Here is a 14,796-nt window from a genome sequence, read left to right on the forward strand (position 1 = left end):
TCACCAATGTATCCCGCGGGTCGCCCGCACGAAGTTCTCGCTGCGCTTATCGAATTCCGTTGTGTCGGTTGATGATTCATCTCCTTTAGCGGCACTGGAGTCGCTGAACATGGCGAACGCCCGATTGCGCACCCGATCCATCACCGCCGGGTTGACCGCATCGGCGACGGCGGCGAACTGCCCGAACGGCGAGCTGGCCCGGCGCGGCCGGTGCACGATCGCGTCGGCGATCACGCCGGCCGCCTGCTCGGGCGTCAGCGCCGGGAACTTGTCGTAGAGCGTGGTCGGGCTGATCATCGGCGTGCGCACCAGCGCCATGTGCACCGTGGTGAACCGCACGTCGTCGTTCACGGTTTCGGCCTGCAGCGCGTCGCACAGACTGTCCAGGGCGGCCTTGCTGGCGATGTAGGCCCCGAAGCGCGGCGCGCGGGTCTGCACTCCGACCGAGGACACGTTGAGCACGTGGCCGTATCCCCGCTCGCGCATCCCGGGGATGAACTTGAGGATCAGCTGGACCGCGCCCAGGTAGTTCAGCTGCATGGTCCGCTGATAGTCGTGGATCCGGTCGTAGGACAGCTCCAGCGAGCGCCTGATCGACTTCCCCGCGTTGTTGATCAGGATGTCGACGCCACCCAGGTCGTCGAGCACCTGATCGGCCATCGCGGCGATGGCGTCCATGTCGGTCAGGTCGCACGGGTAGACGTGGGCGGTCCCACCGTTATCGCGGATCTCGTCGGCGACCTTCTCGAGATTTTCCCGGGTACGGGCCACCAGCGCCACCGCGCCGCCGGATTCCGCGATCTTCTTCGCGGCGGCCTCACCGATGCCCGAGGACCCGCCGGTGATCAGGGCGGTCTTGCCCGCGACGGCGTCCTCGAGGGTGCGGCCCTGCACCGCGTCGAGCAGATTCCGCAGATAAAACGGTCGATACCGTCCGGCCGAGTTCGGGGTGTTGACGATGTGAGACACCGCCGCCAGTGGTTTCTCCACCAGGCCCCCGAGCGAGTTCTCCACCAAGTTCGTTAAGTCACCAAGATTCATCGGCTTCGCTCCTGATGATGTGAGCCCCCCGGCCGCAACTGGCCTGCCCGTTGACCACGACCGCCTTGCGGGGCTGCGCGAGTGATGTGACGTGCATCATTAAGCCAACCTAGGACATCAGCGGACCGGCCCGGTACAGATTGCGGTCATGTAACGCGACACCGACTCTCACGTTGCGCCGAGAACAACCGCCAGCAGTGGGCAATCGGCTTGTTACACAGGGCAATCCGGGCGTGATCGCGCACTAACTGACGAGCAACGCCGAGATGCTCCAATCGTGCTTATGAAAATTCTGGCGCGCTTCCGCAAGTCCGCACCGGCACCCATCTACGACCGGATCGGTGGGCACGAGGCGATCGAAGTCGTGGTCGAGGACTTCTACGTTCGGGTGCTTGCCGACGAGCAACTGGCCGGCTTTTTCTCCGGCACGAATATGAACCGCCTCAAGGGCAAACAGGCGGAGTTCTTCGCCGCCGCCCTGGGCGGCCCGCAGCCCTACACCGGCGCACCGATGAAGCAGGTACACCAGGGCCGCGGGATCACCATGCACCACTTCAGTTTGGTGGCCGGGCATTTGGCCGACGCGCTGGCCGGCGCCGGCGTGCCGTCCGAGACGGTGACCGAGATACTCGGCGCGATCGCGCCGTTGGCTCCCGAGATCGCGACCGGCGACGCCGGCAAGGTCACGGTCTGACCGGTCCGTCCAGATCACCGTAAGGGCTGTAGCCGGGGCGACTAAGACGGCCAAGGACGGCAATCTCGGCTTACGGGCAGGCAACAGTGCCTAGCATGCCTGGCATGCGGCGCACATTTGACGACCTGATCGCCGAGGCGGACGCCGCCCCGGTCGACGGCTGGGATTTTTCGTGGCTGGACGGCCGGGCCACCGAGGAACGCCCGTCGTGGGGCTACCAGCGGCTACTGAGGAGCCGGCTGGCGACGGTGTCGGCCGCGCTGGACATTCACACCGGCGGCGGGGAGGTGCTGTCCGGTGCGGCACCGTTCCCGCCCACCATGGCGGCCATCGAGACGTGGCCGCCCAACGCGGCCCTGGCCACCCGGCGCCTGCATCCGCTCGGCGTGGTGGTCGTCGCGACCCGGGATGAGCCGCCGCTGCCGTTCGCCGACGACGCGTTCGACCTGGTGACCACGCGTCACCCGATCTCGGTCTGGTGGACCGAGATCCGTCGCGTGCTCCGGCCGGGCGGCACCTACTTCGCGCAGCACATCGGCCCCGCCACGACGGGCGAGCTGGTCGAGTACTTCATCGGTCCGCAGCCAAAGAAATGGGCCGAGTTTCACCCGGACGCCGTGCGCGCACAGGCCGAGGCCGCCGGGCTGCAGATCGTGGATGTGCGGATGGAGCGGATGCGGGCCGAGTTCTTCGACGTGGGCGCCGTCGTGTACTTCCTGCGCAAGGTGATCTGGGCGGTGCCCGACTTCACCGTGCAGCGCTACCGCGACCGGCTGGCCGAACTGCACGAGCGCATCGAATCCGACGGTCCGTTCGTCACCCACTCGGTGCGGCTTCTCGTCGAGGCCCGCAAGCCCCGGTGAGTCAGCCCTCGTCGCGCAACACATCCAGCGCGTGTTGCAGATCGGGCGGGTAGGGGCTGACGATCTCGATCCGCCTGCCGTCGGCGGGATGGGCGAACGACAGCGAGCGGGCATGTAGCCATTGGCGTTGCAGGCCAAGCTTTTTCGCGAGCTTGGGGTCGGCGCCGTAGACGAGGTCGCCGCAGCACGGGTGATGCAGCGCGGAGAAATGCACCCGGATCTGGTGGGTGCGGCCCGTTTCCAGGTGCACGTCGAGCAGGCTGGCGGCGACGAAGGCTTCCACGGTGTCGTAATGGGTGAGGCTGTGCCGGCCGTCCTTGGTGACCGCGAACTTCCATTCGCCGCCGCGGTGACGTCCGATCGGCGCGTCGATGGTCCCGCTGGACGGGTCCGGATGTCCCTGCACCAGCGCGTGATAGCGCTTGTCCACGGTGCGCTGTTTGAACGCCCGCTTGAGCAGGGTGTAGGCGCGCTCGGACAGCGCCACCACCATCACCCCGGACGTGCCGACGTCGAGGCGATGCACGATCCCCTGCCGCTCGGGCACCCCCGATGTGGTGATCCGGTAACCGGCGGCGGCCAGGCCACCGAGCACCGTGGGTCCGGTCCAGCCCACCGACGCGTGCGCGGCCACCGCCGCCGGCTTGTCGACCGCGACGATGTCGTCGTCGGAGTACAGGATCGTCATGCCCTCGATGTCGACCGGCGTGTTCTGCGGGGGCGCCGGCGCCTCGGGCAGGCGCACCTGCAGCCAGGCACCGCCGGTCAGGCGGTCGGACTTGCCGGCCTGGACTCCGTCGAGCTCCACCCCGCCGTCTTCGGCGAGCGCCGCCGCCGCGCTGCGCGACAGCCCCAGCAGCCGTGCCAGCCCGGCGTCGACGCGCATCCCCGCCAGTCCCTCCGGGACCGGCATCGAGCGGTCACTCACCCGCGCGGTCTCCGGAGTCGCCGTCGTCCTCGCGCCGGCCCCCAGAGTCGCCGTCGTCCTCGCGCCGGCCCCCAGAGTCGCCGTCGGCGGTGCGCCGGCCAACCGAATCGAAGTCGAACCCGAAGATCGACAACACCACCAGCAGGATGGCCCCACCGACCACCGAGGGATCGGCGACGTTGAACACCGGCCACCAGCCGACCGACAAGAAGTCCACGACGTGCCCGCGAAGCGGTCCGGGGGCGCGGAAGAAACGATCCACCAGGTTGCCCATGGCGCCGCCGAGGATCATGCCCAGGCCCACCGCCCACCAGGGTGACACCAGCCGGCGCCCCATCCAGAAGATGCCGACCACCACTCCGGTCGCGATCAGGGTCAGCACCCAGGTGTAACCGGTCGCCATCGAGAACGCCGCACCCGAATTGCGCACCAGCGTCCAGGTCACCGTGTCGCCGATGATCGGCACCGGCTGGCCCGGCGGCAGCAGCTTGACGGCAAGGACCTTGGTGACGACGTCGAGGGCCAGGACGATTCCCGCGATGGACAGCAGCAGCCGCAGCCGCCGCGGCGGCGCGACGGTCGCGGGCTCCGCGTCCCGCTCAGCCGGGGCGGCCCCACCAGCCTCTTCGGCTGAGGTCACCGGCTCAGTCGAGTTCGTTGGTTCTTCAGGCACTTCCCCATCATCTCCTACTGCCCCACGCAGGCTAGCCATGTTCGCGCAGCGGCGATGCGCAATGATGCCAGCATGGCCCGCCTCACCGTGATCGCCACCGGGGGCACGATATCGACCGGCACCGGCGCCGACGGGGTGCACCGACCCTCGTACAGCGGGGCTGATCTGACCGCGCCCTTCCGCGCTGAACACGATGTCGACGTCGTTGACCTGCTGGCGGTGGACAGCTCCGAGCTGACACTGGCCGATTGGGACCGCATCCGCGACGCGGTGACGGCCGCGGTCGACGCCGGTGCCGACGGTGTGGTCGTCCTGCACGGCACCGACACCATGGAGGAAACCGCGCTGTGGCTCGATCTCACCTATGCGGGCCAGGCCCCGGTCGTGCTGACCGGCGCCATGCGCAGCGCCGACGCCCCCGACGCGGACGGCCCGGCGAATGTGCGCGACGCCCTGGCCGTGGCGGCGAGCCCGGCCGCCCGTGGCCTGGGCGTGGTGATGTGCTTCGCCGGCCGGGTGCTGCAACCGCTGGGCATGAGCAAGGTGGCCACCGAGGACCTGGGCGGTTTCACCGGTCAGCTGCTCGGTGCCGTGGCCGGGGACCCGGCACTGGCCGGCCCGAAGACGCGCCCGTACCTCGGCGATCTGCGGGCCGGCACCGCGCCGCGCGTCGACATCGTCGCGGCGTACCTGGGCAGTGACGGGGTGGCACTCGATGCGTGCGTGGCCGCCGGGGCGCAGGCCGTGGTGCTCGAGGCGTTGGGTTCGGGAAACGCCGGGCCCGCCGTGGTCGACGCGGTGCGCCGGCACTGCGGCAACGGGGTCGTCGTCGCGGTGTCCACCCGAGTCCCCGGCGGACGGGTCGGCGCCAGCTACGGCCCCGGGCATGACATGGCGGCCGCCGGGGCGGTGATGGTGCCGAGGTTGCGGCCGCCTCAGGCGCGCGTTCTGTTGATCGCCGCACTGGCCGCAAAGCTACCGGTCGCCGACGTCATCGCGCGGTGGGGCTGACAGCGCGTCGGCCTGCAGCCCACCGACATAATCGGGCCAATCCAGTGAATCGACCGGGTTCGCGCGGACCAGGTCGCCGCTGTCGGCGGGAAATGTCCGGGCCGGGCCCGGCCCGGAGCTGCGGGTTTCGAACCGCGCGGTGACCACGCCGTGCCCGGCGCCCTGCACCCAGCCGTGCCCGAGGTCGCGGTGGGCCACATCGTCTCCCACCCGCCAACCGGCCTCGTCCGCCCCCGGGGCGAACATGGCCTCGGATGCGGTTTCCACGGACGGTGAATCCTGTTGCGGCTCCGGCAGATCCAGGTCCGGAAACAGCGATTCCTGACGTACGTCGCTCAGCCCCGAAAAGCCTACGCCCAGAAGGCGAATGGGCCCGATCTCGCGCGGATCGAGCAGGAGCCGGCGGGCCTGACCGACCAGCGTGGCGACCTCGGTGGTCGCATACGGCAGCGTCGCCGACCGGGTCAGCGTGCTCATGTCCGATTTCTTCAACTTGACCGTGACGGTGCGCGCGCCGCGGCCGTCGCGCAGCAGGCGGTGATGGGCGTGCTCGGCGATCGGCTCGATGGCCTCACGTAGCTGCTCGAGGCTGGTCAGGTCGACGGCGAACGTCGATTCGGAGCTGATCTGCTTGGCTTCGGCGCGCTCGGCGACCGGGCGGTCATCGATACCGCGGGCCAGCCGGTGCAGCGCCGGCCCGATCGTGGCGCCCAGGATGTTGGCCGCCTCGGCCTCGGTCAGCGCCGCCAGCTCGCCGATGGTCTCGATGCCGAGGCGGTGCAGCCTCTCCTCGGCGACCGGGCCGATCCCCCACAGCCGGCGCACCGGCAGCCCGCCCAGCAGCGGGCGTTCTTCGGCGCGGCGCACCACCCGAATCCCGTCGGGCTTGGCCAGTCCGGAGGCGATCTTGGCGATCTGCTTACCCGAACCGGCGCCCACCGAGGCGATCAGCCCGGTGCGATCCCGGACGCGTCGCCGCAAATCCTCGCAGAACGCCTCGACGTCCTCGGCGGACGCCCCGGCGAGTTGGGCGGGTTCGCCGAATCCCTCGTCGAAGGACAATTGCTCCACGACGGGCATCACGGCGCGAATGGTGTCGAAGACGCGCCGGCTGGCCAGGCCGTACACCACGCCGCGCGGGGGCAGTACCACCACGCTCACGCCCACCAGCCGGCGGGCCTGATGCATGGGCATGGCCGACCGCGCCCCGAAGACGCGCGCCTCGTAGCTGGCACCGGCCACCACGCCGCGCCCACCCAAACCGCCGACGAGCACCGGGCGTCCGCGCAGCGTCGGGCGGGTGAGCTGCTCGACGGACGCGAAGAACGCGTCCATGTCCAGGTGCAGCACCCACCGCGACTCCACACGATCGATGCTAGGTCCCACGCGACGGGCCAGTAGGACTAACGTTTTGGCATGGCCATGCACACCGGGCCTGCCGACGCGGCCGTTCCGCCGGGGGGTGCGCCGACCGCGACGCGGTGGGCGCGGCTGCGCCATCAATGGAATCAGCGCCTGCAACCCGGCGAGCAGGCCACCGTGCTGGCCTGGACGTCGTTCACCCTGACCTTCGCCGGGCTGCGCGGCCTCACCCACTGGATCCGGGCCGGGCATGGTCCATCCGGAGGTGGTGTGTCCTTGGGCGGCAAGCACTTCCACCACTACAACATCGGCATCGGGATGCTGGCGACGGTGGCCGGTGTGGGCCTACGCGGAAGCGACAAGCAACGGCAGCACCCCGCGGCGGCGGTGGCGTACGGCGCCGCCAACGCCATGATCGTCGACGAACTGGCGCTGCTGTTGGACCTCAAGGATGTCTATTGGGCGTCGGATGGCCGCGAGAGCGTCGACGTCGCCGTCGGCGTCATCGCCGCCGGGGCGACCGTGGTGGCGGGCATGCCGTTCTGGGCGCATGCCCACCGGGCACTGCGATCCAGAAGCTGACCGCCGCGAGCGCTCAGGCCTTGGCGATGCTCACCCGCACCCCGTCACCGATTTCGGCACCGTCGGCCGGATCGCCGAATTCGAAACTGGTGGCCAGGATTTCACCCGCGATGAGTTCGCGGTGGGTGCGCGCCCAGTCGGCGCGCCCGGCGGGCACCGCCATCACCACCGAAATCCGGTCGGACACCTCCAAACCGGTCGACTTGCGCAGCTCCTGCAATTCGCGGATCCGGTCCTTGGCCCAGCCTTCGGCCTCAAGTTCCGGGGTGACGGTGCCGTCCAGCACCACCAGGCCCGCCCCGCCGGGCAGGGCCGCGGTGAATTCCGGGTCGGCCGCGACCAGCCGTGAGCTGTATTCCTCGGGTTGCAGCACCGCGGGGCCGGCGGTCAGGGTGCCGTCCGGATTGACGACGCCCTCCCCCGCCTTGACCGCCTTGATGGCCGCCTGCACGTCCTTGCCCAGCCGCGGCCCGGCCACCCGCGCGTTGACGGTGAGCTCGAAACGGCCATAGGTGTCGATCGCATCGGTCAGCTCAACACTCTTGACGTTGAGTTCGTCCGCGATGAGGTCGACGAACGGCTCCAGTCGCTGCGGATTCTCTACCGCCACCGTCAGTTTCGGCAGCGGCAACCGCACCCGCAACTTCTTGGCCTTACGCAGCGAGGACGCGGCCGAGCAGACTTCGCGGACCTGATCCATCGCGGCGACCAGGTCGGGGTCGGCGGGCACGTCGCCGGCCTGCGGCCAATCGGTCAGGTGCACCGACCGCGCAGAAGTCAGGCCGCGCCAGACGATCTCGGTCACCGACGGCAGCAGCGGCGCGGCCAGCCGCGCGGTCACCTCCAGCACGGTGTGCAGGGTGTCGATGGCATCGACATCTTCTTCCCAGAACCGTGAACGCGACCGCCGCACATACCAGTTCGTCAGCGCCTCGGTGAACTGGCGCAGCTGCTCGCAGGCCCGCGAGATATCGCAGGTGTCCATTTCGTGGGTCAGGTCGTCGCGCAGTTCGGCGAGCTTGGCCAGGATGTAGCGGTCCAGCACCTGCGTTGAATCGGTACGCCAGGTACCGACTTTGGGCGCGTAGAGCGCCAGAAAACTGTAGGCGTTCCAGAACGGCAGCAGCACCTGGCGCACGCCCTCGCGGATGCCCTGCTCGGTGACGATGAGGTTGCCGCCGCGCAGGATCGGTGAGGCCATCAAAAACCAGCGCATGGCGTCGGATCCGTCGCGGTCGAACACCTCGCTGACATCGGGATAATTGCGCAGCGACTTGCTCATCTTCTGGCCGTCGGATCCCAGCACGATGCCATGTGCCACACAGGTTTTGAATGCGGGGCGGTCGAAGAGCGCGGTGGCCAGCACGTGCAGCGTGTAGAACCAGCCGCGGGTCTGCCCGATGTACTCGACGATGAAGTCACCGGGATAGTGGGTGTCGAACCACTCCTCGTTGTCAAACGGGAAGTGCACCTGCGCATAGGGCATGGAACCCGAGTCGAACCACACGTCGAGCACGTCGGGGATGCGCCGCATCGTGCTAGCGCCGGTCGGGTCGTCGGGATTGGGCCGGGTCAACTCGTCGATGAACGGCCGGTGCAGGTTGGTGGGCCGCACCCCGAAGTCGCGTTCGAGTTCGTCGAGGCTGCCGTAGACATCGATTCTCGGGTACGCGGGGTCATCGGACTTCCACACCGGAATCGGGGTGCCCCAGTAGCGGTTTCGTGAGATCGACCAGTCGCGGGCGCCCTGCAGCCACTTGCCGAACTGACCGTCCTTGACATGCTCGGGATACCAGGTGATCTGCTGGTTGAGTTCGACCATGCGGTCCCGGAATTGGGTGACCGCGACGAACCACGACGACACCGCACGATAGATCAGCGGATTGCGGCATCGCCAGCAGTGCGGGTAGGGGTGCTCGTAGGTTTCGTGGCGCAGCAGCACCGCCCCGTTGGCCGCGGCGGGTCCGCTGCCGTTCTTCAGGTCGCGGATGATGTGCGGGTTGGCGTCAAAGACATGCTGTCCCTGGTAATCCGGGACCTCTGCGTCGAACCGTCCTTTGGAATCGACCGGCGTGACCGGGACGATGCCGACCTTGTCGGTGGTCGCCATGTCGTCCTCGCCGTAGGCCGGCGCCATGTGCACGATGCCGGTACCGTCCTCGGTGGTGACGAACTCACCGGGCAGCACCTGAAACGCTTCCTCTCTTCCCGGTTCCCCGGCCATGAAATACGGGAACGGCGGCAGGTACCGCGTGCCGAGCAGGTCGGCGCCGCGATGGGTGGCCAGGATCTCGGGTTCTTCCCCCAACTCGCGGGAGTAGGCGCCCAGCCGGGGTTGCGCGAGGACGAATCGACGGCCGTCCGCGTTGACCTCGACGTAGGTCACGTCGGGGTTGACGGCGACGGCGAGGTTGGAGGGCAGGGTCCACGGCGTCGTCGTCCACACCAGCAGGTGAGCCCCGTCCAGCGCACCGCCGACCACCTTGAACCCCACCGTGAGGGCGGGGTCCTGGCGGCTCTGGTACACGTCGTCGTCCATCCGCAATTCGTGGTTGGACAACGGGGTTTCGTCGCGCCAGCAGTAGGGCAGCACCCGGTAGCCCTCGTAGGCCAGGCCCTTGTCCCAGAGCTGCTTGAACGCCCAGATCACCGACTCCATGTAGGGCAGGTCCAGCGTCTTGTAGTCGTTGTCGAAGTCGACCCAGCGGGCCTGGCGGGTGACGTAGGCCTGCCACTCGTCGGTGTAGCGCAGCACCGAAGCGCGGCAGGCGTCGTTGAACGCGGCGATGCCCATGTCGTCGATCTGCGATTTGTCGGTGATTCCCAGCTGGCGCTCGACTTCGAGTTCGGCCGGCAGTCCGTGGGTGTCCCAGCCGAAGCGGCGCTCCACCTTGTAGCCGCGCATGGTGCGGTATCGCGGGACGATGTCCTTGACGTAGCCGGTGAGCAGGTGCCCGTAGTGCGGCAGCCCGTTGGCGAACGGCGGGCCGTCATAGAACACGTATTCCGGTGCCCCGTCACGGCGGGCAATGCTGGCACGGAAGGTGTCGTCGCGGGCCCAGTAGTCGAGCACCTCGAGTTCGAGTGCGGGGAAGTCGGGCGCTCCACCGGACGGCTTGGGGTAGGCCTGGACGGAGTCCACGAGCTGAGCGTCGCGGTCGGCTTCGGGGCCGGATGTGTCGGTCACGGTGCGCGTTGTCTCCTGTGCCACGGTGCAAACCGGGGACGACGACGCGCTGGCTGCGCGAGCGCCGCGGTACCACCCCGCTTGCCGCGCTTTCGCGTGGCCACTCGATGACGGCTGTGACGGGCCTACCCGTTCGGTTCTACTGAGCCAGGACGGCTGTTCTTCCGAAGGCTCCCCGGTGATGGCCGGATCGACGCCAGTAAGTCGATTCTACGAAGACCCGCAAATCCGGGCGCACTCCAAGGGGTCGCCAAGGCGCAGAACTAGGTCTGCGACCAAGCGACCCCTTGGAGCAGGAGTTGCTCGGCGTCCATCGAAGGTCGGCTTTCAGGCCCGGACTTCGAGGACGCCAACCCGCCACAGCGCGGCGTACACGTGACGCAGCGGGACGCTCAGCAGGCGCGCGGCGCCGTCCACCAGCGGGTCGCCCCCGGTGCCCAAAGGCGGGGTGTCGGCCCGGCGGCGGGCCGTGGCCACGGGAGCCTGAGCGGGAGCCGGAATCGTGGCGGTGTCGCGCACCACGGTCAGCGCGCGGGCGGGCGCTACGGTTACCACTTCGTCGTGCAGAGCTGCGGTCATCATCGCCTCCTAGAGGGGACATCCAACGGGGATTGATTGGACTGACGTGTCCCGTCCCGTGTCGGTTCCGATCTCAAGAACGCTTGGCCGATAACCACTTAGCGTTGCGACGACTCAGCCGAGAAGGTCGCGCCGGAGACCGGATGGGGACGAAACACAGTTCGGACTTCGATCCGGACTATCGCTAGAACGCATTGTGTCCCTCACCTCCTCGCGGTCACGACGCATGCGCGGGTCGCATGCAATCTATGCGCAGCAAAGGAACAGAACCCGACGACCGTCGGATATCCGCACCCCTCTCGTCAGAGCTTCGGCACCACACGACGTGTCCTGGCCTGGAGAAACAATCCGAGCCGGAAGCCACCTGGGCTCAACCCTTAAGCCGGGAGGAGCTGTCCTGACCCGGGGCGTCTTTCGACGTTCGGGGTCAGTGGCCTGTATTCGTGTAGACGCCTCACCTAACGAGGTGCATACCCGACCGATAATGCACGACGGGTATGACGCGGTCAAATCCCTGCACAGTGTGTCGCGGATTCTGTACGCATTCATTCGGGGGGTACACAGCATTCGGCCAGGTTCACGGAGCTGACCTGGACGTATGGCCCGGCAGGGGTCAGGAAAGCGTCATCGCACGCGCGCTGCCGAGCAGTCCGGCATCACTTCTCGACCAGGCCGTCGAGCCGGGCGATGGTGTCGATGAACTCTTCGACCATGTCGAGCACCACCGAGCGCGTCGGGCGGACCCGGTCGAGCGAACCCACCACCTGCCCGACGAAGTAGGTGGCCAGTTCACGCGCCTTGGCGCCCTGGTGGGCGGCGGCCTGGTTGATGCGCACCTGCGGCTCGGTGATCAGCGCGGTCTGCAGCGGCATGCCCAGCGGGTCGGGGTTTTCCGGCCGCTCCCACTCCTCGGTCCAGGCCGTGCGCAGCATCCGCGCCGGCTTGCCCGTCATCGAGCGCGAACGCACCGTGTCCGACGAGGTGGCGGCCAGGAATTTCTCCTTGACCGCCGGCACCGTCTCGGCCTCTTCGGTGGTCAGCCACACCGAGCCGCACCACACGCCCTCGGCGCCCAGGGCCAGGGCCGCCGCGATCTGGCGACCGCGCGCGATTCCGCCGGCGGCCAGGACGGGCACCGGTGCCACGGCATCCACGACCTCGGGGACCAACACCATGGTCGCCACCTCGCCGGTATGACCGCCCGCCTCGGTGCCTTGCGCGACGATCAGGTCGACGCCCGCGGCGGCGTGCCGTTGCGCGTGCCGGGTGGTGCCGGCCAGGGCGGCCACCAGTACGTCCTGGTCGTGCGCGCGTTCGACGAGGTCCGCCGGGGGCGGGCCGAGTGCGCTGGCGATCAGCCGGATGTTGTTGGCAAACGCGACGTCGAGCAGTGGCTGGTAGCTCTTGGGCGAGATGTTCAGGCCACCCAGGGATCCGCGCGTTTCCTCGGCGGCCGCGGTGACGCCATAGCGGGCCAGCAGGTCGTCGACGAACGCGCGATGCTCGTCGGGCAACAGGGTGCGGGCCCGTGTGGTGTCGATGCCGCCCTGCTCGGCACCCACATATTTGGGCGGCAACAACAGGTCGACTCCGTAGGGCTTGCCCCCGGTCTGCTCCTCGATCCAGGCCAGCTCGTTCTGCAGGCGGTGGGGGCTGTGCGCGGTGGCGCCCAGGATCCCGAAGCCGCCCGCGTTGGTCACCGCGGCCACCACATCGCGGCAGTGGCTGAAGGCGCAGATCGGGAATTCGACTCCGAGCATCTCGGCGACCCTGGTTCTCATTGCCCGACGCTAAGAGTTATTGATTGCTAAGTCAATCGGCCACGGGGCGTAGGAAACTCATGCGTGAACGGCGGCGCTAAGACCGGGGCGACTGGCCGTCCGGCGGCCAGCTCGACACGCCTTCCTCTAACGGCACCTCCAGGCTCTGCAGGATCGACGCAACCATCCGCCAGGCGCCGATGACCGTGACCAATTCGACGAGAACCGTTGTATCACCGTGGAATTCGCGTTCGCATGCGGCCCAGCTCGAGGCGCTGACCGCGCCGTGGCGCACCACGTCGTCGGTGGCCGCGAGCACGGCCCGCTCGATCGACCCAAACCCGGCATGGTTGCGCCAATCCCGCACGCCCAGCAGATCATCGGCCGGAACGCCGAGCCGGGATGCGACGCGCCAGTGCTGTGTCCATTCGTAATCGCAGCCGGTGAGCCAGCCGATCCGCATGATCACCAGCTCGCGTAACCGCGAGTCGAGGGCACCGTGCCAAAGCATGGTGGCCAGCAAGTCGTTGATGCCACGCGCCAGTGGCGGATGGTTGAGCAGCACCTGGAAGATGCTGAGTTCGGCCATGTAGTTGGGGACGGCCGCTTCGTCGGCGGCGGCCTTGGCTTCGTCGAGTGGCAGTTGAGGCAGGCGCGCTGTTGTCACGGATGAGCACTCCTTTGCGCTGGCGGGACCGTCGCGTTCTACCGTCATGGTAGTCAGCGGAACCTTCCCGGGAGGGGCAACGCCGACTCGCCCGCATCGATAGCGAGAAATGCTGGTGCCCAACGTGTTTGCACAGGGTAAAACTCAAGGCCCTCAGCCGCGCGACATCGGGTTCTCGGTCGTCAGCTCGGCATAGGTTCGCCAGCGTAGTCGCCGAATGACCACAAGTTGCCTTCAGGATCGCGGACGGCGAATTCGTTTGCACCGTAATCCGTTTTGGCGAGCGGGCGCACGATATCGGCTTTGCGTGAAAGGACGCGCTCGTAGAGACCGTTCGGGTCCGTGGTGACGACGTAGCCACCGGCGGTCCCCGGTTCGCGACACCAGTCCCCACCGTGCTTGTAGCTGCCCAGCATGATGCCGCCGCTGCCTTCGGGCCAAAGCAATTGGGCATGGTCGACTCTGTCGCCATCGCCGTAACGTGCCGCGACGACGAAGCCGAGTGTGTCGATGTAGTAGTCGATGAGCTTGGGGGCGTCATGTGCTTGCAGCGTTAACCAGACGGTCGGATTCGAAGTAGTCATGGTCACACTGTGATGCCCAGGAGTGGCCGCTGTCTTGGATGTTTCGGAACTCGTCGGCCAGCCACGCCCTCGGCGGTACCCCGGCGAACCTGACGAACTCGCGGGTCAAGTGCGCCTGGTCGCAGTAACCCGTGTCGGCCGCGATCGCCGCCAAGTCAACCCGGCCGTACGCGCGCGCCGATGCCGCGATCCGCGCCGACGCGTGCTGGAATCGCAACTGTCGCTGGGTACCTCGTGGAGGCCCGTCGGTGCGGCGACGGTGTTGACCGTGCGGCCCGGCCGAATACCGGTGGCCGAGTTGGCCGACCAAGTTGAAGTGAGTGCACGGCATCTGACGACTCTCTTCCGACAAGAGGTCGGCAGGTCGCCGAAGACGGAACACCTCGGACCACTCGCGCGCTTCTGCGGCACGCTCGGGGAGCCTGGCCGCGGGCGGGCCCAGTACTTCGACCCCGTCGAAGCCGGTGACGGGGAGCTCCGCGCTGGGTACGCCGAACAGCGCACGCGACGCCAACGGGTGCACCGCCAGCTGCACACCCGCCTGGCCGCGACATTGCCGCACGTGGCTGACCTGCACATGCAGGCCGCCAAGGACCAGCGGGTTGGGCCGGGCAGCGGTCAGCGCGTCGGTGGTGTCTGCGGATTCCACGCCGTCATCGAGGCTGACGATGAATGTCAACGTCGACGACGGCATGCCGCGATGCACCATCTCAGCCACATTCAGGGCGCGATAGCCCACCATCGACATGACGCCGGGCGCGCTGAGCGGCGGAGCCATCACGAACTGCCAGCCGCGCTCCACTTCGTCGACCATCACCAGCCACGCTAGCGCGGCGCGTAAGCGAAATCAGGCCCCGCACGATTA

14 protein-coding genes and 1 riboswitch are annotated in these 14,796 nt (G+C 68.1%); of the genes, 5 read left to right on the plus strand and 9 right to left on the minus strand.

What is annotated here, in order from left to right; translation table 11 throughout:
* Entirely contained in the window at positions 1-1,041 is a 1,041-nt protein-coding gene (locus tag A5782_RS13420; RefSeq protein WP_067100365.1) for an SDR family NAD(P)-dependent oxidoreductase, read from the minus strand.
* A 283-nt stretch (positions 1,042-1,324) separates the two neighbouring features.
* On the opposite strand from A5782_RS13420, the gene A5782_RS13425 reads away from it, so the two are divergent.
* The gene (locus A5782_RS13425) at positions 1,325-1,735 is read left to right on the plus strand and encodes a group 1 truncated hemoglobin (RefSeq protein WP_067100368.1); all 411 of its coding nucleotides are present in this window, start codon (positions 1,325-1,327) and stop codon (positions 1,733-1,735) included.
* Positions 1,736-1,839: 104 nt separating this feature from the next.
* The gene (locus A5782_RS13430; RefSeq protein WP_067100371.1) at positions 1,840-2,598 is read left to right on the plus strand and encodes a class I SAM-dependent methyltransferase; all 759 of its coding nucleotides are present in this window, start codon (positions 1,840-1,842) and stop codon (positions 2,596-2,598) included.
* Between the two features lies 1 nt (position 2,599).
* On the opposite strand, the gene A5782_RS13435 is transcribed toward A5782_RS13430, so the two are convergent.
* Positions 2,600-3,526, minus strand: a complete 927-nt coding sequence (locus A5782_RS13435; RefSeq protein ID WP_067100374.1) for an RluA family pseudouridine synthase — start codon at positions 3,524-3,526, stop codon at positions 2,600-2,602.
* Positions 3,519-4,199 carry a signal peptidase II gene (lspA, locus tag A5782_RS13440; RefSeq protein ID WP_067100378.1) on the minus strand — a complete coding sequence of 227 codons (681 nt, stop codon included), beginning with the start codon at positions 4,197-4,199 and terminating at the stop codon, positions 3,519-3,521. The genes A5782_RS13435 and lspA overlap by 8 nt, the downstream gene beginning before the upstream one ends.
* Before the next feature lie 54 nt (positions 4,200-4,253).
* On the opposite strand from lspA, the gene A5782_RS13445 reads away from it, so the two are divergent.
* A complete protein-coding gene (locus tag A5782_RS13445) occupies positions 4,254-5,210 on the plus strand; it encodes an asparaginase (RefSeq protein WP_067100382.1) in 957 nt (318 codons plus the stop codon).
* Here the strand turns inward: A5782_RS13445 and A5782_RS13450 are convergent.
* On the minus strand, positions 5,175-6,560 hold the full coding sequence (locus A5782_RS13450) for a DNA polymerase IV (RefSeq protein WP_197694218.1): 1,386 nt from the start codon (positions 6,558-6,560) through the stop codon (positions 5,175-5,177). The two genes, A5782_RS13445 and A5782_RS13450, sit on opposite strands and share 36 nt — an antisense overlap.
* 72 nt (positions 6,561-6,632) lie before the next feature.
* Here A5782_RS13450 and A5782_RS13455 point away from each other — a divergent pair, with 72 nt between their 5' ends.
* On the plus strand, positions 6,633-7,154 hold the full coding sequence (locus A5782_RS13455; RefSeq protein ID WP_197694219.1) for a hypothetical protein: 522 nt from the start codon (positions 6,633-6,635) through the stop codon (positions 7,152-7,154).
* A gap of 13 nt (positions 7,155-7,167) precedes the next feature.
* On the opposite strand, the gene ileS is transcribed toward A5782_RS13455, so the two are convergent.
* From ileS to A5782_RS13480, 5 genes are all read right to left on the minus strand, one after another.
* Positions 7,168-10,296, minus strand: coding sequence for an isoleucine--tRNA ligase (gene ileS, locus A5782_RS13460; RefSeq protein ID WP_067100454.1), 3,129 nt, complete (start codon positions 10,294-10,296; stop codon positions 7,168-7,170).
* A gap of 372 nt (positions 10,297-10,668) precedes the next feature.
* Complete coding sequence (locus A5782_RS13465) at positions 10,669-10,920, minus strand: Rv1535 family protein (protein WP_067100458.1); 252 nt, start codon at positions 10,918-10,920, stop codon at positions 10,669-10,671.
* Between the two features lie 287 nt (positions 10,921-11,207).
* Positions 11,208-11,393, minus strand: a riboswitch (M-box (ykoK) riboswitch).
* Between the two features lie 183 nt (positions 11,394-11,576).
* A complete protein-coding gene (locus A5782_RS13470) occupies positions 11,577-12,701 on the minus strand; it encodes a nitronate monooxygenase family protein (RefSeq protein WP_067100389.1) in 1,125 nt (374 codons plus the stop codon).
* Positions 12,702-12,777: 76 nt separating this feature from the next.
* Positions 12,778-13,347, minus strand: coding sequence for a carboxymuconolactone decarboxylase family protein (locus A5782_RS13475; protein ID WP_067100463.1), 570 nt, complete (start codon positions 13,345-13,347; stop codon positions 12,778-12,780).
* 182 nt (positions 13,348-13,529) lie between these two features.
* Positions 13,530-13,931, minus strand: coding sequence for a VOC family protein (locus A5782_RS13480; RefSeq protein ID WP_067100393.1), 402 nt, complete (start codon positions 13,929-13,931; stop codon positions 13,530-13,532).
* Positions 13,932-14,247: 316 nt separating this feature from the next.
* Here A5782_RS13480 and A5782_RS26830 point away from each other — a divergent pair, with 316 nt between their 5' ends.
* Positions 14,248-14,760, plus strand: a complete 513-nt coding sequence (locus tag A5782_RS26830) for a hypothetical protein (protein ID WP_231986679.1) — start codon at positions 14,248-14,250, stop codon at positions 14,758-14,760.
* The last annotated feature ends 36 nt before the right edge of the window (positions 14,761-14,796 follow it).

Source organism: Mycobacterium sp. 852002-40037_SCH5390672, assembly GCF_001665875.1.
Taxonomy (GTDB): Bacteria; Actinomycetota; Actinomycetes; order Mycobacteriales; family Mycobacteriaceae; genus Mycobacterium.